We start from the raw sequence: 23,853 nt of genomic DNA, 5'->3' as shown, positions 1-23,853 counted from the left end.
TAGGGGTTGCGTTGGCCATATTGGTGCCACTTGTGGGGTTTTTGATAGTAGATCATTACAGTAAAAATATTGTATCCATACCGAGGTATTACGTTGCCGAAGGTGTGGATACTGTTTTTAAAGACGGTAAGACTACTTACGATACGGTATATCATCAAGTCAAAAATTTCCAATTAACCAACCAACTAGGTCAGCAGGTAAGCCTTGATGATCTCGATGGGAAAATCGTAGTAGTGAATTTATTCTTTACCCATTGCCCGGTAGTTTGTCCGAAATTAACTAAGAATATCAAATCACTACAGGATGCTTTCGTTAAAAACGATACGCTGGTACAGTTTCTTTCGCTTTCCGTTGATCCGGTAAGGGATAGTGTTTCGCAATTGAAGCGTTACGCGGATCATTTCGATATCGATCCCGGAAACTGGTGGTTAATGACAGGAAGTAAACAGGAAATATATGACTTGGCCCGTCATGAACTTTTTGTTTCAGCTACGGAAGGTGATGGTGGCCCCAATGATTTTATACATAGCGAGAAGCTGATCGTACTGGATAAGAACCGCTATATCAGGGGGTATTATAATGGGTTAGATTCAACCGATTTAGGTCGTTGCGCAGCAGATGTGGCGTTCCTCTTCCTTGAAAAAGATCATACGAAACCGGGTTTGCTCAAAAGAATATTTAGCGGGGGCGATCATTAATCAACAAATTCTTTATTAACATGGAACTGAAGAATAGGAACTTGAATGTACCGATAGCCATCATTTCTATCGTGATACCGGTGGTGGTAGCCATCTTATTCTACCTCCCGCACCCGGGAATTGAGGCCGGTTTCGACATCAGGATATTACCACTTTTCCACGCCATCTTGAACTCGGCTACCGCTGTGCTTTTGGCGGCAAGTCTTTATTTCATTAAGAATCAATATAAGAAAGCGCATAAAATAGCGAACTTGATAGCGGTTGTATTATCAATAGTGTTCCTGTTGAGCTATGTTACGTACCATTTCCTGGCGCCCAAAACAATGTTTGGTGATATGAACCATGACCTTGTACTGGATGCCGCGGAGAAGGCCGCGGTGGGTAGCGTGCGTTATGTTTATTATTTTATCCTGCTTACACACATCGTATTGGCGGCAATCATTATCCCATTTGTACTCTTTACTTTGCTGAGAGCCTTTCAAGGAGATTGGCCAAAGCATCGTAAAATTGCTAAGATTACTTGGCCCATGTGGTTTTATGTAGCAGTAACCGGGGTAATCGTATATATTATGATTTCTCCTTATTATGTTTAATAGCTTTATATAAAATATATTGGAACCGTTACAATCTTGTAGCGGTTTTTTTATACGGATTTTTTCAAACTGATGAAAATCATGAATAAAATGGCGTAATCAGGCGATCTTTATTATTCTCAGAACAGTTGAAATGATGTAATTTTACACAGCAAACAGTCAAAACAATACATTATGAAGAAAATATGGGGTAGCTTGGTATTCGCTTTGATCTTATTTGCCGGGAATACAGCTTCGGCACAATGTTCGCTTTGTACCAAAACCGCGCAACAACTGGGTGAAGGTCCAGCCCAGGGCTTGAACCAGGGGATATTATACCTGGCATTTACGCCTTTATTAATTATCGGTGTATTAGGTTACCGTTGGTGGAGAAATAATAGGGAAAGCAACCCGGTTGATTAGGCGCTTCCCTATTCAATTCATTTGATCCTTTGCATTACTTATTGATTCTTACGCTTCTGCCAACAAGAACTCCGGGCATTCTACCCTTAGGTCGGCAGCTTTTAAATTCTTCTTTACAAATTGGCAATAATGCCCCCTTGATTTCTGTTCGTAATAGTTGCAATTAAAGCACATATGTTGAACATTAATCACATCATTACAATTCAGATCGTAAATAATTTCCATTAATTGTTCCAGCAAGTAAGCCTGCTGTGCGGAGGGGATGTTTGCTATGGTTTTTTGCATCGGTTGTGCAAACTGTTCCACCTTGGCTGCCAAGGACTTTCCCTGCTTGGTCAGTACTAAGCTATGGCTGCGGGTATCGTTTGGTATAACTTCCCGTTTTAAATATCCTTTTTGTTCCAAGGTTTTTACCGCATCACTGATCGTTGCCTTGGTCAAATTAAAATGTTCTGCCAAGTAAGTGATCGTCTTTTGTTCTTTCGGATAATGTAATAAGAACGTTAGCAATTGTACTTGAATCGTACTGCTAATGCCATGTTGCTTGGCCTCTTGCCACATTAAAACGCGGAATGCTTCTGATAACCGCTCCAGGGCGGCAACAATCTTGCTGGCGGTATTGCTTGATTGTTGAGCTGGGTTAAAGGTAAACTCTTTTGCCATAGAAAGTTATGGTTACTGCTTAAGGTTATTAAACGGGCAAAGTACGAAAGTTTCAGAATCCTTTTATCCCACATTCATGGCATATAGGCGGAGGTTGGGCTGCATGCGTATGTAGAGCCAAGGCAAACCTCGGCTCTACAATTTCCCTTATGAAAATCTCCCGTAAAGGGGAAATTATATTTTCCATTTACGGTGGGAGACACGCGGATGCACCGCGCGGATGGATCCAAGGCATGCCTTGGCACTACTCGGGGGATACGAACTTTAGACCTATGATCGATCCGATCAACATCAACAAGAAAAATACCCTCCAAAAAAATGCCGGCTCCTTGAACAACAACATCCCGGCAATGGCCGTTCCTGCCGCCCCGATACCCGTCCACACGGCATAAGCCGTACCGATGGGAATGCCTTGGTTAATGGCCCTGTTTAGAAATAGGAAACTAAGCGTAATACAGATTACGAAGCTGATCGATGGGTATAACTTGGTAAAGTTCTCCGCGTATTTCAATGAAATGGTAAAGCCAATTTCAAATAATCCACCGATTATTAAGAATAACCATGCCATAATCTCAATGATTATTTAAATAGTAAAACAATAAATTAATAAAGAAAGTTGGTTGGGGGAAATGAACAAACTGTTTACGGAATTATAGCATCCCGTAGTTGTATACCGCGTAAGTGAAGCCTAATTGTATGATTGCAAATTCTAGCATCCCGTGATTTTTTCTATTTGCGAGTATGCAAACTTACACCTTTTATGCGATTAACCAATATGCTTTAATGCTTCCCGCTTCGATAAGGGCGCTAGATCTGTTGAACTAACAAAATGGTAAACCGATTTCGGGGCTATTTTGGCATATTGTCGCAAGGCTGTGCCGATGGCCTTCTGGATAAAAAATTCTTTAGATGAACATTGTTGTGCAATATATTGATACAGTAGTTTTTGATCTGTTTTATCCTTGTAATGTACTTGAAATAAAATGGCGCTTCTTTGCAACCACATATTGTTTGAATGGATCCAACGCGAGGTAACCGGCCGCATTTCAGCGGGGAATCTCTTAAAGAAATCTGCCGCTGCATGGCTCGCTAAAAAATCAACTGTATCCCACCACGATTTATGTACGATTAAATACTCTATTAACTTGATATCATTAGGAACCAGGTGTTTCCTCATTTTATCCCAGGTATCTATTGCAACATATTGCATTTCTCTATAGGGGCTTTCCCAGAGATCTTTCATTACACGGCTCAGTTCTTCTTTAGTTGGCAGTCCATTCGAAAGGATAAATTCATTGAGAAGGAATTTTCTTCTTGGCGATGGGATGCCTAAAAATTCGAATTGCCCTTTCATGTATTTTGCCATCGGGCTGGCAGATGTTGCATTTTTATAATGGTAAAAGAATAAAAGTATCGATTCTGAATATGAATGTGGCATTATTGATATTTTACTGTTCAGAATGCAATGCCATCCTGTTGCCTTCGGTGTCATTAAAAAATGCCATGTAGCCTAATTCTTCATTAATCATGGTTTTGGCTAATGTTATTTTTCCGCCGGCTTTGGGTACACGGTTCAAAATTTCCAACAAATCCGGGTTGCCATTTAAATAGATAATTACACCTTTATGTGAAGGCTCATAGCCTTCGCCTTGGCAAAGTGCGCCATGAACTTTCCTACTATTTAGCTCACTGGGAAATAAAGCCATTTTAACATCGTTGATCTCCATTTCTATCATATGCAGATCGAAGATGTATTCGTAGAATTTTTTGGCTCTTTCAAAATCGAGGACGGGTATCTCGAACCAGTTGATGGAGTTTACATTGGGTGTCATGTCTCATAATTTTGGTGAATATTAACAATTCAATTAACAAAACTTTTTACCATTTTATAAAGATTGAAGTTCCCCTTTTCCAATTCTTCTTTAACAACATTCAATAACTCCAATTTGTTAATATCATGCATGCGCCGGTATTGTATAAGCTGGTAAAGTTTGTCTGTTAATAACAATGCTTTCCTTGCCGGTATCTGTTCTAAGGCCTCCTGGTGTTTGTTGATCGCTTCAATGATAGCGTCAATTCCAACTCCCCGCGTAGCTATGGACTTAATTACCGGGATTTCCCAGCTTTCGCTCCGTTTTGTATGGGCCAATAACCGGAGGTTCTTCACGAAAGTATCCGCCGTGGGACGATCAGATTTATTTACGACAAATATGTTGGCAATTTCCATTAACCCGGCTTTCATCGTTTGTATTTCATCTCCCGCTTCGGGAACCAATACTACGATACTTGTATCGGCAATACCCGCGATGTCAACCTCGCTTTGTCCTACCCCAACTGTTTCTATAAATAAATAGTCGAAATGGGCTGCTTTCACAACTTCTGCAATCTCGATGATTTTGGGGCTTAGTCCGCCCAAGGCGCCACGGCTAGCTAATGATCGTATATATACATTGGGGCTGTTGAAATGCTGGCTCATCCTGATACGGTCCCCGAGTAATGCTCCCATGTTAAATGGGGAAGATGGATCCACGGCGATAATAGCAACTTTTTTCCCCACTTTCAGCAATGATTGGATTAATTCATTTACCAAGGTACTTTTTCCGGCACCCGGGGGGCCTGTAATACCTACAATCTTCGTGCTATTCGCACCCGGTAACTTCTCCAGCAACTCTTCAAACCCTGCCGATTCATTTTCCACGATGGAAATACATCGCGACAAGGATCGTATATCTCCTTTCAATAACCCTGTTAAATAATTTGCTATCATAATTCCTGCCGGTGGTAAGATTACGAAAATAAGCATTTCACCAAGAAAATTCCCTTATTGGGAAACTGGCATGAATCTGTTAACTTTAGAAAAGCCCGTGGTTATGCGGCGGAAGCTGACGAAGGAAGCATGGGTGAAATAACAACATTAAGCACCAAGGGTAAAAGCAATGCAGCATGACAAATTTTATTCCCATATTTCCATTGAATGTAGTGGTATATCCAGGAGAACACCTCAATTTGCACATATTCGAACCGAGGTACAAGCAATTAACCAGGGAGTGTTGGGAAGAGGGGAAGCCATTTGGCATTCCTACCGTGCTGAATGACAAAGTTGGTGAATACGGGACCTTGGTACAGATCAACTCGATCGAAAAGGAATACGAGAACGGCGAATTGGACATTAAGACTGAAGGGGTGAAGGTATTCCGCGTACTGGAGATAATCAGGGATGTGCCTGAAAAATTATATGCAGGCGCCGTGGTTAATTACCCCGATGAAGAAGCCGCCCAGCATCAAAAACTATTAAAGCAGGTGGTAGGAGCAGTTAGGGAGTTGCATAAAATCTTGCAGATTGATAAGAATTTTAAGAAGGAAGACGAGGCATTATTATCCTACGATATAGCCCATCATGCGGGTCTCTCCCTGGAAGAAGAGTACGAGTTGCTTCAATATTTCAATGAAACTTTCCGCCTGGAATATTTGAAAAGACACCTTTATAAAGTCATTCCCATGATGGCCGAGATGGAAAATTTAAAAGAAAGGGTGAAATTGAACGGTCATTTCAAGAATTTATCTGTAGATAATTTTTAATTTGGCCGAATGATTGGGCGATTTTTATGTGTCGATTTCGGGAATTCAAGGCAAAAATGTGCCTTGATGGAGCATGGGCAGCTAAAAGATGAGATATATTTTACTGCCGGGGAAGATCTATTACAACAAGTGCAGGGCGTTGTAAGGAAGGAAAACCCCCAAGCTGTAATCTTATCTTCCGTTATCAACCATCCGCCGGGGTTAGAAGCATGGCTTAACCAGCATGTTCAATTTATCAAGCTGGGGCATCAAACTCCGTTACCAATTAAAATAATGTACGATAAACCGACTACCCTCGGGGTAGACAGGATTGCACTGTCGGTTGGCGCATGGTCAAAGTTTCCGGGGCAGCATAGCCTGGTAATCGCAGCAGGTTCCGCCATTACTTACAATTTTGTTCACAAGTCGGGAAGTTTGATCGGTGGGGGTATCAGCCCGGGTATAGAGATGCGTTTTAAAGCATTACACAGCTTTACGGATCAATTGCCCTTGGTGGAAGCCAGCACCCAATATTCAATGATCGGCTACAACACCAGGCAATCGATTTTGAGTGGTGTAATGGAAGGGGCGGTAGCAGAAGTTAGCGGTATGATCCAGTCCTACGCCCAAAAGTACCGGAACTTTAACGTGCTTTTAACAGGGGGAAATTTGGAATTTTTTGCTTCCCGCCTTAAAAATAAGATATTTGCAGACCCATTTTTATTATATCAAGGCTTAAATTCAATACTCGAACTCAATGCAATGGATCAAAGCTAGCATTATATGCTTACTGAGTGGCGCATTCCTATTAGTAACTAGCGGTGTTTCCGCCCAAAGTAATTCACCCTATTCCCGCTACGGTATCGGTGAATTGAGTAATACTCAAAATGCGGTAAACCGTGCTATGGGAGGCGTTTCACAGGGGTATGCAGATCCCCAGGTGGTGAACTTCGTAAACCCTGCGAGCTATTCTAACTTGATGCTGACCACTTTTGATGTGGGCGTTGAAGCAGGTTATAAAAGCCTATCCAACGGGGTAGATAATTATAGATCCGGGTTCGGAACGCTTTCATATATCCAGCTGGGTATCCCGCTCCGTAAGAAATGGGGGATGAACGTGGGGCTTCGTCCTTTTTCCGATGTTTCGTATAATATCAGCTCTACCGAAGAACGTACCATGTTTGATACCTTGAACACCACGGTATTGAATCAATATGAAGGAAGCGGCGGTATTTACCAGGCTTATATAGGTACCGGTTTCGGCATCGGAAATTTAAGTATAGGTGCTAATTTAGGTTACCTGTTCGGGAATATTAATAATAGTACGAAGACTATTTTGCCGCCAGCCGGTGGTGTTTATCCCAGCATGCACAGCGTTAAAAGAGTTTATAATAGTTTTTATTACAACCTGGGTTTACAGTATGCATTCAAAGTGTCCAAGGATGTAAAAGTAACAATCGGGGCTACGGGAAGTTTCCAACAGGAACTTAAAACCAAGCAGAGTAGTATGATCGAATCTTTATATTACGATGCTACCTCCCAAGATTATGGCACCCTGGACACGATAAGCTATACCAGGAATGCACAAGCCAATACCATCTTCCCAACACAATTAGGAGCCGGTATCATGGTGACGAAAACAGATAAATACTCCTTCGGGGTGGATTATAATATGGGAAAATGGAGCGATTTTAGAAATTACGACAAGATCGATTCTGTTTCTGATGCTTGGAAATTGAGCATAGGCGGACAAATTACCCCCAACGCAACGGCAGTATCTGGAAGTTATTGGAACAAGGTTACTTACAGGCTGGGGGCGTTCGTTGGTAAAGATTATATCCATCTAAACGGGGAAAACCTCCCCATATTCGGGGTAAGTGCGGGTGTTGGATTGCCGATCCGTAGGTTTAGCAATTATACCAGCCAATTTACTGCCATCAATATCGGTTTTGAGGGCGGACGAAGGGGGAATAATAACTCCCCGCTGAAAGAGTCATATTTCCGGGCTATAATCGGTTTTACCTTGAGCGATATCTGGTTTAGAAAGAATACTTATCGTTAGACAAATACTTGAGACAGATACTTTTATACAGCGTTTTTCTTGCCATTGTTAGTTTGGCCGCCTGCGAAAATGATATCGCGGAAGTGGCCGCCTTCGATGACAAAAATACGGGCGTAGAAAAGGCTGATAGCATAGAAGCTATTTATAGCCAGATTGGTATTGTAAAAGGAAGGTTGATTTCTCCTTACATGGAAAGGCATATCGAATCGGCGAAACCTTATGCCGAATTTCCAAAAGGGCTACATGTTGATTTCTATGAAGATAGCACCTTGCAAGTTACCGGTACCCTGGATGCCGACTATGGCAAGTATTTCGATGTTGAAGGAGATATCCTGTTAAAGAAACACGTTGTATTTATAAACTTCAAAGAGAAACGCCGCCTGGATTGCGAAGAACTAAGGTGGGATGCCAAGAAAGCCAAGTTCATTTCAGAAACCAATATCAGGATTTCAACTCCGACCGATACCCTGTACGGAACAGGCATGCAAACAGATCAAAATTTCAAGAACTATGAAATTTATGTGCCGAGGGGTTCATTACCGGGTGAATTTATGAACGTAGAAAGAGGTGCGGAAGTTTCCACTGATTCAACGGTGTCAAACGCTGCTGACACAGCCGTAACCGGATTACCTAAACCGCCTGCCGCAAGGGACAGCTTTAGGCTACGGAGCCCCCAAATAAAACCTGGTTCCAACAAAGCCAAGTTACCACAGCAATAAACAAATTGATCTATAGATAAATACACGAAAGCCCAACATGTTGAATGTTGGGCTTTTATGCTTTAACCTATTTTTAACCTAAAATTTCTATACTTGTTAGCCCAAAAAACATGCCAAGGATATGACAAAACAGCTGTTCCAGGTAAAGGGAACTTGGTAATTTTGAGCTAATTTGTATTATTAAAACTTTATTTGTTATGGAATACAGAAGGTTAGGTAAAACAGGATTACAATTAAGTGTATTGTCTTTCGGGAGCTGGGTAACTTTCCATAAGCAGATTGATGACCAGTTAGTAGATCAGCTTATGGGAATTGCCTACGATCATGGTATCAATTTCTTTGACAATGCCGAAGTGTATGCATTGGGCCAGTCTGAACTAATGATGGGGCGGATACTGAAGAAAAAAAATTGGGACAGAACTTCGTATACAGTTTCGAGTAAAGCTTTTTTCGGAAGTAGGGGTAAGGAAAATAAGCCTAATCAAACCGGTTTAAGCCGCAAACACCTGGTAGAAGCTTGCCATGAAGCATTACAACGGTTACAGGTCGATTACCTGGATTTGTATTATTGTCACCGTCCGGATAAAAACACGCCTATCGAGGAGGTGGTATGGACGATGAACTTATTAATTCAGCAAGGAAAGATCTTGTACTGGGGTACTTCTGAATGGAGCGCCCAAGAAATTATGGAAGCCCATATGGTAGCGCGCGAATTGCATTTGATTGGACCGGCCATGGAGCAACCGGAATATAATATGTTCAACAGAACTAAGGTTGAGAAGGATTATTTGCAAATCTATAAAACTGTAGGCCTAGGTACCACGATATGGTCGCCGCTGGCTTCAGGTTTATTGACCGGAAAGTATAACGATGGCATCCCCGAAGGCTCCCGTTTAGGTTTGGAAGGGTTTGAATGGTTGAAAGATTCAACTTACGTGGAAGAGAAACTACAGAAAGTTCGGAACTTGAAAAAAGTTGCTGATCAGTTGGGAACGAGCTTGGCAACATTATCAATCGCTTGGTGTATTCAAAATCCAAATGTTACTACGGCGATTTTAGGCGCCACGAAACCGCAACAACTGGAAGAGAATCTGAAAGCCATTGAAGTGGTAAAACAATTAACGGCCGATCTAATGGCGCAGATCGAAGGAATTATAAAAACAGCGCCGATCCAACCGCTTTATTAATTCTAGGCCGGTATTCAAAAAGTCCTTCCATTTGGCATATAATCCTTGGAAGGACTTTTTTAACAGTACACCCTAAAAGCGTTGAAACAGTATAGGGTACCTTGTCCGGATACTATCTTCTTGTTCTCTCGATAACTTTTCAGCAGAAACATGGTATAAATCGTTTGCAACGATGCTCAAGATGCTTTTTTGCGCTTCCCCAACCACATCTTTTACATTTCCCCTTACACCCATAAGTATAATATCAGAAAAACGCAGCTCCAGGTGCTTCGGGAGTGAATGCATAGTTTGGTACATCGTATTCAGGGTATCGATAAGTTGGCTACCGAGGTCGGCATTGTTATAAACCTGTTTTCCTGCTACGGTAACCATGCCGGTATCCACGGAGACCAAGATATCTTCAGGAACAATCATGGCAGGAAGCGTGGTGGTATCTCCATCCGGAAGCACCATCACTGTATCTTGGGATTTATTGGGGCCATTATTATTTTGACATGCGGCAAAGCCGGTGCAAACTAATAAGGAAATAATGGTGAAAAATTTCATACGAAAGATTTTTTTAAAGCAATTCAATTGAATATACTCAGAAATTATTCCAAAATAACGGGAATAGTAATTATTTTACTATAACAACTTTGTTAATTGATTGATAATAAATAAGTAATAATGGAAACGATCACATGGAACGATTTTGAGAAAATTAATATACGTGTCGGAACGATTATCGAGGCCAAGGTATTTGAAAAGGCTAAGCGGCCGGCATATCAACTTTTAATTGACTTTGGATCAGAAATCGGGCTCCGAAAATCCTCGGCGCAGATTACAGATCTTTATAATGTTAATGATTTGATTGGAAAACAAATTATCGCGGTTATCAACTTTCCGGTGAAGCAAATTGCGAACTTTTTTTCCGAATGCCTGGTACTAGGAGCGGTCGATGAAAATAAACAAGTGATTCTTTTACAAGCAGATAGGAAGGTTGAAAACGGTCTGAAAATCGCCTAATGGTAAATAATATTAATTTGTAAAAATATTTAATATGTATGCTCCCTGCTCGATTTAGGTGCTTCACGAACAATTTTGCTACGTTCACGGAAATAGGAAAATATTACAGATCTTATGAGCTTATATTTGCATTAGGTTTTTCATAGGATATGGTTAAAATTATTACAAAGGCGGTATTCTTACCGCCTTTCTACTTTTAAGGAACCTTTCATTTCCGCCCACTTCTCTTTTTACATCCTTGAATTTCAAGTTCTGTACTCAAATTACATTTTTACCAACTGTAGGGATGGATTCAATTGTATGTAAACTATAATTATGTTTTATCTGTTGATAAATAGTGCTATATAAAGAATTTGCTGATTATGGAGCTTTCCTGCTAAGCTAAGCCGGAATCTAATTGTTTAGAGATGTGGGAAAACGATAATCCTGCATTTTGATACGTTCACTAGAAAAAATATAGCGTTTACTAGATTGCAGATTAATGTTAGTTCTAAATTATAGAAATTTGTACTAGGTTTTTCAATAAAGATATGGTTAAAATTTTTCGGGGCAGTATTCTTACCGCCCTGTTTTTTTGCCCCTACCCCAAGGATTCATTCTCTTAAACAATCCATTTTTTACATTCACATTCAGTATTGCCGGACTAAATTCTCAATGGGCAGATTAATAATCTCCCTCAAAAGTTTGACTGAATGTCCATCAGCCCGTTTCTTGTATTTTTTGTGCTGCCACAAAAAGTTGCGCTTGCCTGTTTCAATCACCTATAAGAACACTCCTGGTAAGGGGCGGCATACCCGGGGTAAATTACTCTAACGATGGCGCCCGGAACTCCAACGAAGAAGTCCAAGAAGGCAAAGCCGCTGTTCGGAACTCCAGTGCCGGAGTCCTGGGCTTGAAAGCTAGGGTAAATAACTCCGGCGCTGGTGTTATTTACCCCGACTTTGGATCTCCGGGATCCGGCATCGGGGTTCTAAACCCCGACTTTGGAGCAAATAACCTCTTCATCGGAGCTCGGAGCGCCTAATTTGGGAATTTTTTCCCACTTGTATACTTATTTTGAATAAAAATGGTGTATAAAATCCCAAACATTCATGAAAAATACGGTATTGCCTTTTATAAATATTGAAATTCTAACTCGGGAACTATCGTGTTGGCAGCATTAGAACTCCGGCAAATGGGCGTTTATGGTGCAGGGAGTACTTGCCGCGCGGTTTCGTTTTCAATACAATTTTATGTGTCCTTGATTGCGCGTTGGTCCGAGCTTGGAAGCTCGAACCAGCAAGGGGATTTTTTCCCACTTGTATATTTATTTGAATAAAAAATGCCATATAAAATCCCACTCATTCATGAAAAATACGGGTAATAACTTTTATCACTATTGAAATTCTAACTCGGGAACTACCGTGTTGGCAGTATTTGAACTCGGACAAATGGGTGTTTATGGTGCAGGGAGTACTTGCCGCGCAGTTTCGTTTTCAACACTATTTTAAGTTTCCTTAATTGAGCGTTGGTCCGAGCTTGGAAGCTCGAACCAGCAAGGGGGGGCGCTAGCATATTTATTTTGAATAAAAATGACATATGAAATCCTACTCTTTCATGAAAAATACGGTATTGCCTTTTATCACTATTGAAATTCTAACTCGGGAACTACCGTGTTGGCAGTATTTGAACTCGGACAAATGGGTGTTTATGGTGCAGGGAGTACTTGCCGCGCGGTTTCGTTTTCAATACAATTTTAAGTGTCCTTGATTGCGCGTTGGTCCGAGCTTGGAAGCTCGAACCAGCAAGGGGATTTTTCCCACTTGTATATTTATTTGAATAAAAAATGCCATATAAAATCTTACTCATTCATGAAAAATACGGGTAATACCTTTTATCACTATTGAAATTCTAACTCGGAAACTACCGTGTTAGCAGTATTTGAACTCCGACAAATGGGTGTGTATGGTGCAGGGAGTACTTGCCGCGCGGTTTCGTTTTCAATACAATTTTATGTGTCCTTAATTGCGCGTTGGTCCGGGCTTGGAAGCTCGAACCAGCAAGGAGCCAATGTTTTTGGGCGTTTTGGCAGGCATTCAGAAACCTAAGCGGGGTTTCGAACACTTGTGGATTCAGGGCTCGGACTTCATTGCCATCCATTGGCACGAAAAAAGCAGCCATGAACTGAATCATGACTGCTTTAAAAAAGTTTCAAAAAACTATTTCCAATGGGTGTAAAATTCCTTTGGTAATTGTTTTTCCAATAAGTTGTTGTAATAAAAACGGTATGCTTCCAGGGTTGAATGGCGCGACTTAAGTCCTCCCCAACCATGACGTTCACCCGGATATAACATAAATTCGAAATGCTTATTCAAATCTTCGAGTTTATCGACAAGTTGAATGCTGTTTTGCATATGAACATTATCATCCATCGTACCATGAACGATTCTTAGCAAACCTTTGTACTTATCGGCATGCGTCATAACTGCCGTATTTTTATATCCTTCGGGATTATCTGCCGGGGTGTCCATATATCTTTCGGTATAATGACTATCATATAATTGCCAGTCTGTTACGGAGAAGCTGGCAATCCCGTATTTGAATACATCGGCGCCATAAGTCAAGGCCATGCAGGTCATATAGCCGCCAAAGCTACCGCCGGTGATACAAACCTTATCCGGATTCACCCCTTCCCTGGTATTCAACCAACGGGTAGCGTCCATGAAATCTTCAATTTCGTGGATGCCCAAGTTGCGGTGGATGTAGTTCATGCCGATTTTTCCGAGGTGACCACCTGCCCTATTATCGATCGTTACTTGGATAACTCCTTCTTTCGCAAGCCACTGTTTTGCTAATCCCCGTGGCCATATTTCATAAATGCTGCCCGCATCCGGTCCGCCGTAAACGGAAATTAATACCGGGTATTTTTTACCTGCTTCCATATGTAGCGGCCACATGATGGTCATGGGTAAGGTCAGACCATCCCGGGTTTTGTAGCTGGTCAGCAAGGTTGGCGCCAAGTTATATTTATCAAATTCCGGCCCTTTCATATCTCCCAGTTCCCGGATGATTTTGCCGTTGGTATTTAACAAAGCAACTTTCGTTGGTGTGCTGAGATTGCTATAAGTGGTGATGAAATATTTTCCGGAAGGGGAAAGTTTCACGCTATGGGAATAATCACCGAAGGTCAGCCGTGTAGGTGTACCGCCTTCCAGGCTCACTTTATACAAGTCGTACCGCGTAGTGGCTTCTTTACGGGCCGTAAAGTAGACGAGATTTTTCTTTTCATCAACTAACAATACATCCTTTACCCGCCAATCGCCGTTGGTGATTTGTTTGTTTAAAGAGCCGTCCATATTGTAATGGTAAATATGATCCCACCCGGATTTGCTGCTCAGCACGATAAAGCCTTTATTGTTTTTTAAGAAATTGACATCATAATACCAATCCACCCAAGTATCCTGTTTCTCATCATACATCTCTTTCTTTTTACCGGAAGCAGGATCGATGGCGTAGATTTTTAAATTATTTTGATCACGCGGCATCCATTGCATCCATAGGGCGCTGCCATCGGGAGTCCAAAAAGGAGTACCGAAATATTGATCTTCTTGTTCATCGAAATCGGCCCAGGCAATGTGCCCCCCGGTTACGGGTACAATACCCATTTTCACCGTTGGGTTCGGATCCCCCGCTTTGGGGTAACGGGTATTCTCCAGGTAGCCATGTTGACCTACTTCGCTATAGATCGGGAAGATCGGCACTTTCGTATCATCGAAACGCATGAACGCTATATGGCGACTATCGGGGCTCCACCAAAAGGCGCGGTATCTCGTGGCACGACCTAAAATTTCTTCATAATAAACCCAAGAAGCCCAACCATTATAAATTACGTCGGAACCATCCCTTGTGAATTGCGTTTCTTTTTTGCTGGCAACTTCCACGGCATAGAGGTTATTATTCCGGGTGAAGGCCACGTATTTTTCATCTGGAGAGAGGGTTGGATTTTTTTCTTCTTCCCCGTTGTTGGTAAGCCTGGTTTCTTCGCCTGCCGGGGTTTTAATGAACACATCGTTATCTTTCACGTACACGACATTATGCGTTCCTACCGGTGGTACATACACGCTGGCTTTACCTTTATCGGCAGTAACCCTGTATGATTGGGATTTACCGTTGGCATCAGTACGAATTTCGATATAAGCATCATTATCTGCCCATTCACCGATGCGGGGTAAAGAATTGTAAAAACCTTTGGGTTGATTTTTCCAAATCTCATCGAAGCTGAGATCTTTTTTTGTTTGCGCATCCGCTAGCATAGGGCTAATTAACAGCGCTAACCCGGCAAAAGCTGCTGGGAATAATTTGTTCATACTGCTCATTTTTAGTGTATTGTGCCAATTTAATTCAGAATAATGAATAAATGGCCGATGATTATATGAAACGGAGTATTCATAATGTGTACGGAAATGTACAGGCAATAGTCAAAAAATTCTCCTGGAAAAAAAGAGCCGGGAACATTCCCGGCTCAAGTATCAAAATAATTAATTCAAAAAATAAAAAAGGAAAAAAGAATAAAAATCCTGAAAACGGTGATCAAAATTCGTGTTAATCTTCATTTTCCGTATTAATCCTTGACTCTGGGCGCATTTGTGGGAAGAACAGCACATCTTGAATCGAAGGTTGATTGGTCATCAACATCGTCAAACGATCGATGCCGATACCGATACCGGAAGTTGGCGGCATACCGTATTCCAGGGCCCTCAAGAAATCATAATCGATATACATCGCTTCATCATCCCCCCTTTCCATCAATTTCAATTGCTCTTCAAAACGCTCCCGCTGATCGATCGGGTCATTAAGCTCCGAATATGCATTGGCGATTTCTTTACCGTTTACTATCAATTCAAAACGTTCTACCAGCCCGGGTTTGCTCCGGTGTTTTTTAGTTAAAGGGCTCATCTCGACAGGATAATCGATGATAAACGTAGGTTGTACGTAATGATCTTCACATTTTTCACCGAATATTTCATCGATCAACTTTCCTTTACCCCAAGACGCTTCAGCATGGATATCTAATTTTTTACAAACCTCGCGGATGCCGGTTTCATCCATTTCGCTGATATCGAAGCCGGTATGTTCTTTAATAGCATCATACATAGTCACCCTTTGGAACGGCGCTTTGAAGTCGATCAATTTATCGCCCACCGGTACTTCCGTAGTGCCATGCAGGTTCAAAGCGATCTTTTCCAACAAGGTTTCTGTCGTTTTCATCATCCACTCGTAATCCTTGTAAGCGGCGTACATTTCCATCACGGTAAATTCCGGGTTGTGTGTACGATCCATTCCCTCGTTACGGAAATCCTTGGCAAATTCATAAACACCTTCAAACCCGCCTACAATTAACCTTTTGAGGTATAATTCATTCGCAATACGCAAGTACAGCGGCATATCCAAAGCATTGTGATGCGTAATAAACGGCCTTGCGGCAGCTCCACCGGGGATTGCTTGCAAAATGGGCGTTTCCACTTCAAGGTAACCCAGGTTATTATAAAAATCCCGGATCGTTTGCATGATCTTGGTACGCTTGATAAATACTTCCTTCACATCGGGATTGATGATCAGGTCAGCATAGCGTTGACGGTATTTAAACTCGGGATCAGTTACGGCATCAAAAGTCTCCCCTTCTTTCTCCTTTACGATGGAGATCGGGCGTAAAGATTTTGATAACAGCACCAGTTCCTGCGCATGGATAGATATTTCTCCTTTCTTCGTAATGAATACAAATCCTTTCACACCAACAATATCACCGATATCGATCAATTTTTTCCAAATGGTATCGAACAGTGTTTTATCCTCGCCGGGACAAATATCATCCCTGCGGATATAAACCTGTATGCGGTCGGTATGATCTTGAAGTACTGCAAAGTTAGCCTTACCCATATCGCGAACAGTCATAACACGGCCGGCGATGCAAACATTTTCGAAATCAGCTTTGGTTTCTTCAGTATAGCGTTGCTTTATATAACTGGCCGTAGTATTTACCGGGTATTCCGGCGCCGGGTATGGATCAATGCCCATTTTTTGCAACTCCTGCAATTTCTCGCGCCTGATAATTTCTTGTTCAGATAAATGTTGAGTACTACTTACGCTCATGTTATTAAGATTCGGGTTTGTCGCCCCTTTGATAAATAATGCTTCAATTATTGGAGTGCAAAAATAATTTATTTCGACGTTATTGCTGCATTCTCGTTTATTGTATTAAAATTTAGCTTAACTTCTACTTGTATTCCGCACCTGTCCCCGTTCTTTATATAAATTATTTTTAAATATTATGAAGTGGTAAGATTATTGTATAATAATTAATTGTTATTAGACCAATCGTTCGAGTGGTGCGGCTTTTACTTTTAAATTAGTTTAACATGAAAACGATCTTAGTTCCAACAGATTTTTCCGATGCAGCTTACAATGCTGCCGAGTATGCTTTGAAGTTAGCCGCCCAAATTGAGGCGACGCGGGTAGTATTGTTTCATGCTTATGAGCTGGTTGTCCCGATACCGGATTTACCTACCGCAGTACCCATGGTAGACATGGAAGAGTTGAAAGCGTCTAGTTTGGAAGGGCTGAAGAAAATGGCGGATGATCTGAAAGGTACCGTTCCGCAAGGTTGTGAGCTGGCTTACCGTGCTGAAAATCAATTGTTAGCGGCATCAATTAACGATGTGGCTACAGCAGAGAAAGCCGATTTTATCGTGATGGGGATTATCGGTGGCAGCAATTTGGAAGAAATATTCGTGGGTTCCAATACGGTGGATGTAGTGAAAAATACGCAATTCCCTGTAATCGTAGTGCCGGTAGAAGCCAGCTTCAAAGGTATAAAGAAAATAGTTTTTGCCTGTGACTTGAAAAGGGTAATGGAAACCACGCCGATTAAAAAATTAACCGCTTTGCTGGATATTTTCAAACCGGAACTCGTCGTGGTGAATGTTCATAAAGAAGGAAAGGAAATCACCGGCAATCAACCGATGGAAGGTTTGATGCTGGATGCATTCCTCGCCCCTTATAATCCCGATTACCGTTTCGTGGAAAGTGATAATGTTCCGAATGCAGTAGTAAATTTTGCAAAAGAAGAGAATGCCGATCTAATTTTGGTCGTGCCACGCAAGCATGGATTTTTCGATAGTATTTTCAAAAGAAGTAATACGTCTAAAATGGCCTTTAGGTCAAGTATTCCGCTGATCAGCCTGCACCAGTAATGTTAAATTGTGTTAGCATTCGCCTAGAAAAAGGAATTATTTTGTTTCTTAGTGCCGGGTAAGCATACACTTATACCGAATCTTATTAAAAGTATGAAAAAATCAATCCTGTTTACGTTGATGCTTGCTTTAGTGGCAGGTGCATCTTTCGGTCAAAAAAAGAAAAAGAAATTTAGTCTCAAGGATATTTTGAGCGACAGCACTCAAACAAAATCCACCGCTGATACTACCCCGGCGAAAAGCTCCGGTATCTTGGGGAGCGTTTTGAAATCAGTATCCGGTAGCACTAGTGGAAGTGGTGACTATACAGAAAGCGAAGCGGCTGCCGGTATCAAGGAAGCCCTTGCCCAAGGCGTTGCCAACGGTATCAGTTTCCTCAATAAAAAAGACGGCTTTTTTGGAAGTGATATTTACAAGGTGTTATTGCCACCCGATGCCGTGAAACTTGAAAGTACCTTGCGTGGTATCGGTTTAGGAAAACAGGTTGATAAAGCTATTTTGCAAATCAACCGCGCTGCTGAAGATGCAGTGGGTTTTGCGAAACCAATCTTTGTAAATGCTATTAAGCAGATGTCTATCCAGGATGCTATAAAATTAGTAACCGGTGGCAGTCATTCGGCAACGGATTATTTCCGTTCCAAGACAACAGATACCTTAAAGCAAGCATTCATGCCATCGATAGAGAGCTCACTGAATAAAACCAGCGCGACTCAATATTATACGCAGATCGTGAATACTTACAATAAGCTGCCCACTACGATGAACAAGATGGATCCGGACCTGAAAAGTTATGTAACGGGGATGGCGGTCAATGCTTTGTTTGATCAAATCGCGAAGGAAGAAGAAAATATCCGTAAAAATCCCGGGGCAAGGGTTACTTCATTGTTACAAAAAGTATTTGGTGGAAGTTGATGATAGGCTTGCATTGAAGTAGATAAATATCCATCTCTAAAGAGATCAATTCTGAATAATAAAAAATCCCTGTTGGTATAAAAACTAACAGGGATTTTACTTTTTATCCTGTTCGCGGGGATGGCTGATTAGAGTTCGGAAGCTTCAACCAGCATGATTTTATGGCTAATTCCCTCCTGCCAATAAGACCTGCCAGGCAGCCGCTACTTCCGACTGTTCCAGTAATTGCTTTGCATAGCGATGCAATTCCTGCTCCATTTCTGTTGGATTGACACTATAATATTGGATAATCTGCTTGAGATGATCGTCGTTGAAGCCCGGATCTATCATCGGCACTTCGGTTACATTCGCTAATTGCCCCAGATCGTTGCCGGTTAAAATATGGCTATTCTTGATGGCAAGGGGAAGAGCATCTACCCCGATCCCCAAATTGGTATTGGGTTTGGCTACTTCGAATACGGCATTCCCGGAAGCGCGGCAATAATAGTCGCCGCCCATGCGTGCCACGAGATCAATCTTATGAGGATCAATCTTCCCTTCCGCATTCAGTATGTCTTCATTGATGTGAATCGCTACCGGCTCGCAGATCACGAGGTTGCCGGCGCCACCTTCGGTTCCGGTTTCAATAACTTCCCTAACGATACATTCAATCTGCACGGGGCTTTCCTTCACTCTAAAGGGTTTGATTTTTTCCGATGGCAGCGGTGTAAAGCCCGCCTTCTCAAATTCATTCACCCCTTCGGGATATTCACAACTAGCCAATGACGCCTGTTGCACCATGGCATAATTAACCACGTTGATAACAACTTCCCTGGTAGCATAAACATTATTCAGGGTATGCTTAACCGTATTATCGCGTACCCTGCGAGAAGGTGAAAATATTAAAGTGGCGGGGTTCGATCCAAAAACATTGAAGAAACTAAAAGGCGATAGATTTGGTCGCCCCTGCTCATCGATCGTACTGGCGAAGCAAATCGGGCGCGGGGCAACGGCGCTTAATAAATAAGCGTGCAATACGTTAGTTTTAACCGTACCGGGTATGATCGTTTTCATGTTAAAGGATTGCATTAAACGTTTTTCTTTAGAGCCAAGATGGAGAAGTCGTTTTCTTCTTCCACGATGGTGTTTTTCAAGATGCCCAGGCCGTCAATTTCCATTTCAACGACATCCCCGGGTTGAAGCCATTGCTCTTGGTAATTAGGGTCATTTAATTTACCGGTACCGTTCAATTCCAGGAAACAACCCGTACCTACCGTACCGCTTCCGATCACATCGCCGGGGAGAATGTTGGCGCCGTAAGCGCATCTTTCCACGATTTCGGCAAAGGTCCAATCCATATCGGACATATTGCCCTGGCTAACTTGTTTGCCATTAACCCAGCAGCGCATTTGCAGGTTGTAATTATTGCCTACATGACCCTCTTTGGCCGGAACCTTAAAAGCTTCCAGTTCGTCTGGCGTCACTAGCATGGGACCGATTACGGTGCTGAAATCCTTCCCTTTGGCGGGGCCGAGGTTCAGCTTCATCTCTTCCATCTGCAAAGTGCGGGCGCTCATATCGTTCATGATCATGTAACCGCCAATGTAGTCATCTGCTTCTGCAGCGGAGATGTTCCTGCCTGCTTTACAAATTACGATGGCAGCTTCCAATTCAAAATCCAGTTTATTGAAATGATCCGGCATGCAGTAAATATTACCCGGTCCCTGGATAGCGTTATGGTTGGTGAAATAAAAGATCGGGTATTGATCAAATTCGGGGATCATTTCAACGCGGCGGTTTCTGCGTGCTGCTGCTACGTGTTGGCGGAAGGCATATCCATCGCGGCAAGAAGTTGGAAACGGCACAGGAGCCAATAGGTGAACACTTTCAAAAGGAATACCTTGTGCTTTCGTTGCACGTTGACCAGATTTTAAGCTAGCATCCACACTTTTGGCAAGATCGATCACGTCTTCCCACATCATTAAGAACATGTTCATGTTCGAAGGAAGATCGGGATGTAAGTCTTGTAGGTTGTAGAGTTGTCCATCGACCAATAAGGCCAAGTGGTCTACTTCATCTTTTAGATAAGTTACCAGTTTCATTTTGTTGTATTTTGGCGCAATAATTCATCAAATATAAGCCGACACCCCAAGATTGCGAAATCTCCGGGGGATTATAGAAGCTGGGAAGGATTTTATATCTTTAATTATAGCCACCCTTACAGATTGATTCAACTAATTTGCATTTCAACATGAAATATTATTGCAGTTTGTTGCTGCTTTGTACCTTCTTGTCGAACGTTAGAGCACAGGAGCGTAACAGCAAATTTTTAAAACAATTGATTTATGAACAGGCTTCCCCGGCCTTGAAACATATTTTGGCCCATCCCGACTCTTTTCAATACCAATTGATATATACTAAAATTGATCGCGGCAGGGATAACCGGCCTCAGCTGTCAAATTATTATTTAAATGTAGATTCTACCCGCTATTTCAACCCGGCCTCCACGGTAAAATTACCTACGGTTTTATTGGCCTTGGAAAAAGTACACCGGCTGCCGGTTAAAGGCATTGATAAATATACCACGATGCTTACCGATAGCGGATACAGCAGGCAAACGGAGGTTGCGGAAGATAGCTCTGCCGAAGATGGTTTGCCCTCTATTGCCCAATACGCCCGGAAAGTATTTCTTGTAAGTGATAATGATGCCTATAATAGGTTGTACGAATTTGTAGGGCAGCAAACATTAAATGAAGGGTTATGGAAAAAAGGGTATAAAAATGTAAGGATCGTGCGGCGCTTCGTAGCGATGAACGAAGATGAAAATCGACATACCAACCCGGTTCGGTTCATGAAAGATGGACAATTATTATATAAGCAACCGCCGGAAGTGGCCACTGTAAAGTATGATTTCAGCAGGCCTGTATTTTTCGGCAAAGGACATTGGGATGCACAAGATCATTTGATCGAGCGGCCGATGGATTTTACCACGCATAATAATTTGCCGTTGCAAGCGCTTCAACGGCTATTACAATCAGTGATCTTCCCCGAAACGGTACCCGCGTGGCAAAGATTTGAGCTAAATGATGATGATTACAGGTTTTTATATCAATATATGAGCGAATTGCCTTCCGAATCTGCTTATCCGGAGTATGATACGGTAGAATATTTCGACAGTTATACCAAGTTCTTCCTGTTCAAAGACGGGAAAAGGAAGCTGCCGCTGAATATTAGGGTTTTCAATAAAACGGGGTGGTCGTATGGCTTCCTGACAGATGCAGCATACATTGTTGATTTTGAGCACAAGGTGGAATTTATGCTATGCGGGGTGATTTATGTAAACCGGGATGGCATTTTAAATGACAATAAATATGAGTACGAATCCCTGGGTTATCCTTTTTTCCGTGAAATAGGAGAGATCATTTACCGTTATGAATTAAGTAGAAAGCGAAAAAATGAACCGCGACTGGATAAATTCCGTTGTACATATCAATAATAATGAATAATAATCATTGTTGACCGACTAAAAATGCTTTAAAGGTACTTGAATTCCTTACCAGGTCAAGGATATAAGCGAAGGATGATACATTCACCCCCCGCCAAGAGAACCGTGGCACTTCGCACCGTTGATAGCGAAGGGAAGCTTGGCCATACAGTAGTAGTAAGGCCGGATCGAGCGATCAAATTGGCGGCCGTGATGGCCAATTTGTGCCCTTTTTTGGTACCTTTTTTGGGCAAGCAAAAAAGTACAAGAAACGGGCAGATGAACATTGAATCGAACTATTGAGGGCCCCGGTTAAAATTTCGTCGGACAATAATGAATAATAGTGTAAAATTTAGGATGAAGGCAAGGGAGAAGATTGTTAAAAAGGAATAAAATTTACATTTGCATATAAGGTTGGAGCTTTTTTTGCTTGAAATACTGATGAAAATCATATACTTACTCCATTTGTAAAGCAAATTTCTTTTTTCAAATGGACAAATTGATACGATATTTGTAATATATAATACAGGACAATTAACCGGGTACCCCCATAAATTATAAGATATCCGTTTTGTATAAATATTGTGAACCTACAGCCGTTACCAAGTGTTTTGGGATACATAAATTAAATAGGAACACATGAAATTCGAAAAGATAAAGAATAAAGGCCAGGCAAGGTTATTTGAGAGTCAATATTTGGAAATGCTTACGAAAACCCATCCATTGGTGATATGGGGTATGTATATTCCGATCATTGGGTACTCTCTTTTCTATAGTTACGACAGTTTACATTTCAGTTTGGGAACCATCGCGGCGATATTTTTCGGGGCCATGTTTTTTTGGTCATTCTTCGAATATATCATGCACCGGTATATTTTTCATTTCGCGGCGGAAAGCCCGCGAATGAGAAGAATAATATATGTCATGCATGGCAATCACCATGAATACCCCAGGGATAAAGAGCGTTTGTTTATGCCGCCGGTGCCGAGTTTGATCCTGGCTTCGGCATTGTTCGGCATATTTTATTTGTTGCTGCAACAGTATGCATTCATGTTCTTCCCCGGCTTCTTACTTGGCTACCTGATCTATGGAAGCATGCACTACGCGATCCATGCTTGGAACCCTCCATTTAAATCTTGGAAACCGGTTTGGAGAAACCATCATTTGCATCATTATAAAAATGAAGAAAAGGGATTCGGCGTAAGTTCTTCTATATGGGATTATGTATTCGGAACCTCTTTTGATTTGGATAAGGAAAAGGAAGATAAGGAGAAAGTGAAAGAGTTGATGTTTGAGAAATAAAGAGTAAATAATTATACGATAATAACAAAGGGGTTGATGCTATCACAAGTAACATCAACC

23 protein-coding genes are annotated in these 23,853 nt (G+C 41.7%); 13 read left to right on the top strand and 10 right to left on the bottom strand.

The genetic code is table 11. The features are described from left to right. Positions 1–32: 32 nt before the first annotated feature. The 3 genes from COR50_RS03815 to COR50_RS03805 all read left to right on the top strand — a co-directional run bounded on the left by COR50_RS03815 (position 33) and on the right by COR50_RS03805 (position 1,693). Entirely contained in the window at positions 33–698 is a 666-nt protein-coding gene (locus tag COR50_RS03815) for an SCO family protein (RefSeq protein WP_157760606.1), read from the top strand. A 20-nt stretch (positions 699–718) separates the two neighbouring features. Further along, a complete protein-coding gene (locus tag COR50_RS03810; RefSeq protein WP_098192756.1) occupies positions 719–1,291 on the top strand; it encodes a DUF420 domain-containing protein in 573 nt (190 codons plus the stop codon). A gap of 174 nt (positions 1,292–1,465) precedes the next feature. Continuing rightward, on the top strand, positions 1,466–1,693 hold the full coding sequence (locus COR50_RS03805; RefSeq protein WP_098192755.1) for a hypothetical protein: 228 nt from the start codon (positions 1,466–1,468) through the stop codon (positions 1,691–1,693). Positions 1,694–1,741: 48 nt separating this feature from the next. On the opposite strand, the gene COR50_RS03800 is transcribed toward COR50_RS03805, so the two are convergent. From COR50_RS03800 to meaB, 5 genes are all read right to left on the bottom strand, one after another. Next, positions 1,742–2,356 carry a MarR family winged helix-turn-helix transcriptional regulator gene (locus COR50_RS03800; RefSeq protein ID WP_098192754.1) on the bottom strand — a complete coding sequence of 205 codons (615 nt, stop codon included), beginning with the start codon at positions 2,354–2,356 and terminating at the stop codon, positions 1,742–1,744. Positions 2,357–2,600: 244 nt separating this feature from the next. After that, a complete protein-coding gene (locus tag COR50_RS03795; RefSeq protein ID WP_098192753.1) occupies positions 2,601–2,924 on the bottom strand; it encodes a DMT family transporter in 324 nt (107 codons plus the stop codon). A 198-nt stretch (positions 2,925–3,122) separates the two neighbouring features. Further along, entirely contained in the window at positions 3,123–3,794 is a 672-nt protein-coding gene (locus COR50_RS03790; protein ID WP_098192752.1) for a DNA alkylation repair protein, read from the bottom strand. Between the two features lie 10 nt (positions 3,795–3,804). After that, entirely contained in the window at positions 3,805–4,188 is a 384-nt protein-coding gene (locus COR50_RS03785) for a VOC family protein (RefSeq protein ID WP_098192751.1), read from the bottom strand. 29 nt (positions 4,189–4,217) lie between these two features. Then, positions 4,218–5,159, bottom strand: a complete 942-nt coding sequence (gene meaB / locus COR50_RS03780) for a methylmalonyl Co-A mutase-associated GTPase MeaB (RefSeq protein WP_232516267.1) — start codon at positions 5,157–5,159, stop codon at positions 4,218–4,220. Positions 5,160–5,299: 140 nt separating this feature from the next. Between meaB and COR50_RS03775 the strand changes: the two genes are divergently transcribed. The 5 genes from COR50_RS03775 to COR50_RS03755 all read left to right on the top strand — a co-directional run bounded on the left by COR50_RS03775 (position 5,300) and on the right by COR50_RS03755 (position 9,882). Then, positions 5,300–5,935 (top strand): LON peptidase substrate-binding domain-containing protein, encoded by a 636-nt coding sequence (locus COR50_RS03775; protein ID WP_098192750.1) that lies wholly within the window; start codon positions 5,300–5,302, stop codon positions 5,933–5,935. 9 nt (positions 5,936–5,944) lie between these two features. Beyond that, the gene (locus COR50_RS03770) at positions 5,945–6,691 is read left to right on the top strand and encodes a type III pantothenate kinase (RefSeq protein ID WP_098192749.1); all 747 of its coding nucleotides are present in this window, start codon (positions 5,945–5,947) and stop codon (positions 6,689–6,691) included. Then, positions 6,672–7,976 carry a hypothetical protein gene (locus tag COR50_RS03765; RefSeq protein WP_098192748.1) on the top strand — a complete coding sequence of 435 codons (1,305 nt, stop codon included), beginning with the start codon at positions 6,672–6,674 and terminating at the stop codon, positions 7,974–7,976. The genes COR50_RS03770 and COR50_RS03765 overlap by 20 nt, the downstream gene beginning before the upstream one ends. Positions 7,977–7,984: 8 nt before the next feature. Next, positions 7,985–8,695 (top strand): LPS export ABC transporter periplasmic protein LptC, encoded by a 711-nt coding sequence (lptC, locus tag COR50_RS03760; protein ID WP_098192747.1) that lies wholly within the window; start codon positions 7,985–7,987, stop codon positions 8,693–8,695. A 197-nt stretch (positions 8,696–8,892) separates the two neighbouring features. Continuing rightward, the gene (locus COR50_RS03755) at positions 8,893–9,882 is read left to right on the top strand and encodes a potassium channel beta subunit family protein (RefSeq protein ID WP_098192746.1); all 990 of its coding nucleotides are present in this window, start codon (positions 8,893–8,895) and stop codon (positions 9,880–9,882) included. A 72-nt stretch (positions 9,883–9,954) separates the two neighbouring features. Here the strand turns inward: COR50_RS03755 and COR50_RS03750 are convergent, their stop codons facing one another. Then, on the bottom strand, positions 9,955–10,428 hold the full coding sequence (locus COR50_RS03750; protein ID WP_098192745.1) for a hypothetical protein: 474 nt from the start codon (positions 10,426–10,428) through the stop codon (positions 9,955–9,957). Between the two features lie 120 nt (positions 10,429–10,548). Between COR50_RS03750 and COR50_RS03745 the strand changes: the two genes are divergently transcribed. Further along, a complete protein-coding gene (locus tag COR50_RS03745) occupies positions 10,549–10,887 on the top strand; it encodes a tRNA-binding protein (RefSeq protein WP_098192744.1) in 339 nt (112 codons plus the stop codon). Positions 10,888–13,085: 2,198 nt separating this feature from the next. Here the strand turns inward: COR50_RS03745 and COR50_RS03735 are convergent. Both COR50_RS03735 and lysS read right to left on the bottom strand, forming a co-directional pair. After that, positions 13,086–15,233 (bottom strand): S9 family peptidase, encoded by a 2,148-nt coding sequence (locus tag COR50_RS03735; RefSeq protein ID WP_098192742.1) that lies wholly within the window; start codon positions 15,231–15,233, stop codon positions 13,086–13,088. Between the two features lie 235 nt (positions 15,234–15,468). After that, positions 15,469–17,016 (bottom strand): lysine--tRNA ligase, encoded by a 1,548-nt coding sequence (gene lysS / locus COR50_RS03725; protein ID WP_098192740.1) that lies wholly within the window; start codon positions 17,014–17,016, stop codon positions 15,469–15,471. Between the two features lie 266 nt (positions 17,017–17,282). On the opposite strand from lysS, the gene COR50_RS03720 reads away from it, so the two are divergent. Both COR50_RS03720 and COR50_RS03715 read left to right on the top strand, forming a co-directional pair. After that, positions 17,283–18,116, top strand: a complete 834-nt coding sequence (locus COR50_RS03720; RefSeq protein ID WP_098192739.1) for a universal stress protein — start codon at positions 17,283–17,285, stop codon at positions 18,114–18,116. Positions 18,117–18,209: 93 nt separating this feature from the next. Beyond that, complete coding sequence (locus tag COR50_RS03715; protein WP_232516265.1) at positions 18,210–19,028, top strand: DUF4197 domain-containing protein; 819 nt, start codon at positions 18,210–18,212, stop codon at positions 19,026–19,028. 165 nt (positions 19,029–19,193) lie between these two features. Here the strand turns inward: COR50_RS03715 and COR50_RS03710 are convergent, their stop codons facing one another. Both COR50_RS03710 and COR50_RS03705 read right to left on the bottom strand, forming a co-directional pair. Continuing rightward, entirely contained in the window at positions 19,194–20,081 is an 888-nt protein-coding gene (locus COR50_RS03710; RefSeq protein ID WP_098196085.1) for a flavin reductase family protein, read from the bottom strand. 14 nt (positions 20,082–20,095) lie between these two features. Beyond that, positions 20,096–21,109 carry a fumarylacetoacetate hydrolase family protein gene (locus COR50_RS03705; RefSeq protein WP_098192738.1) on the bottom strand — a complete coding sequence of 338 codons (1,014 nt, stop codon included), beginning with the start codon at positions 21,107–21,109 and terminating at the stop codon, positions 20,096–20,098. A 149-nt stretch (positions 21,110–21,258) separates the two neighbouring features. Here COR50_RS03705 and COR50_RS03700 point away from each other — a divergent pair, with 149 nt between their 5' ends. Next, on the top strand, positions 21,259–22,503 hold the full coding sequence (locus COR50_RS03700; RefSeq protein WP_098192737.1) for a serine hydrolase: 1,245 nt from the start codon (positions 21,259–21,261) through the stop codon (positions 22,501–22,503). Positions 22,504–23,130: 627 nt separating this feature from the next. Beyond that, positions 23,131–23,793, top strand: coding sequence for a sterol desaturase family protein (locus COR50_RS03690; RefSeq protein WP_098192735.1), 663 nt, complete (start codon positions 23,131–23,133; stop codon positions 23,791–23,793). Positions 23,794–23,853 lie beyond the last annotated feature (60 nt).

Source organism: Chitinophaga caeni (assembly GCF_002557795.1).
GTDB classification, from domain to species: domain Bacteria; phylum Bacteroidota; class Bacteroidia; order Chitinophagales; family Chitinophagaceae; genus Chitinophaga; species Chitinophaga caeni.
This window is presented reverse-complemented; position numbering and strand designations above follow the sequence as displayed.

Excerpts from the sequence above, each read along its gene's own strand:
- lysS (WP_098192740.1), bottom strand. The coding sequence starts at position 17,016 with ATGAGCGTAAGTAGTACTCAACATTTATCTGAACAAGAAATTATCAGG.
- COR50_RS03715 (WP_232516265.1), top strand. The coding sequence starts at position 18,210 with ATGAAAAAATCAATCCTGTTTACGTTGATGCTTGCTTTAGTGGCAGGT.
- COR50_RS03735 (WP_098192742.1), bottom strand. The coding sequence starts at position 15,233 with ATGAACAAATTATTCCCAGCAGCTTTTGCCGGGTTAGCGCTGTTAATT.
- COR50_RS03790 (WP_098192752.1), bottom strand. The coding sequence starts at position 3,794 with ATGCCACATTCATATTCAGAATCGATACTTTTATTCTTTTACCATTAT.
- COR50_RS03755 (WP_098192746.1), top strand. The coding sequence starts at position 8,893 with ATGGAATACAGAAGGTTAGGTAAAACAGGATTACAATTAAGTGTATTG.
- COR50_RS03700 (WP_098192737.1), top strand. The coding sequence starts at position 21,259 with ATGAAATATTATTGCAGTTTGTTGCTGCTTTGTACCTTCTTGTCGAAC.
- meaB (WP_232516267.1), bottom strand. The coding sequence starts at position 5,159 with ATGCTTATTTTCGTAATCTTACCACCGGCAGGAATTATGATAGCAAAT.
- COR50_RS03800 (WP_098192754.1), bottom strand. The coding sequence starts at position 2,356 with ATGGCAAAAGAGTTTACCTTTAACCCAGCTCAACAATCAAGCAATACC.
- COR50_RS03745 (WP_098192744.1), top strand. The coding sequence starts at position 10,549 with ATGGAAACGATCACATGGAACGATTTTGAGAAAATTAATATACGTGTC.
- COR50_RS03705 (WP_098192738.1), bottom strand. The coding sequence starts at position 21,109 with ATGAAACTGGTAACTTATCTAAAAGATGAAGTAGACCACTTGGCCTTA.
- COR50_RS03810 (WP_098192756.1), top strand. The coding sequence starts at position 719 with ATGGAACTGAAGAATAGGAACTTGAATGTACCGATAGCCATCATTTCT.
- COR50_RS03795 (WP_098192753.1), bottom strand. The coding sequence starts at position 2,924 with ATGGCATGGTTATTCTTAATAATCGGTGGATTATTTGAAATTGGCTTT.
- COR50_RS03765 (WP_098192748.1), top strand. The coding sequence starts at position 6,672 with ATGCAATGGATCAAAGCTAGCATTATATGCTTACTGAGTGGCGCATTC.
- COR50_RS03720 (WP_098192739.1), top strand. The coding sequence starts at position 17,283 with ATGAAAACGATCTTAGTTCCAACAGATTTTTCCGATGCAGCTTACAAT.
- COR50_RS03710 (WP_098196085.1), bottom strand. The coding sequence starts at position 20,081 with ATGAAAACGATCATACCCGGTACGGTTAAAACTAACGTATTGCACGCT.
- COR50_RS03785 (WP_098192751.1), bottom strand. The coding sequence starts at position 4,188 with ATGACACCCAATGTAAACTCCATCAACTGGTTCGAGATACCCGTCCTC.
- COR50_RS03770 (WP_098192749.1), top strand. The coding sequence starts at position 5,945 with ATGATTGGGCGATTTTTATGTGTCGATTTCGGGAATTCAAGGCAAAAA.
- COR50_RS03805 (WP_098192755.1), top strand. The coding sequence starts at position 1,466 with ATGAAGAAAATATGGGGTAGCTTGGTATTCGCTTTGATCTTATTTGCC.
- COR50_RS03750 (WP_098192745.1), bottom strand. The coding sequence starts at position 10,428 with ATGAAATTTTTCACCATTATTTCCTTATTAGTTTGCACCGGCTTTGCC.
- COR50_RS03775 (WP_098192750.1), top strand. The coding sequence starts at position 5,300 with ATGACAAATTTTATTCCCATATTTCCATTGAATGTAGTGGTATATCCA.
- COR50_RS03690 (WP_098192735.1), top strand. The coding sequence starts at position 23,131 with ATGAAATTCGAAAAGATAAAGAATAAAGGCCAGGCAAGGTTATTTGAG.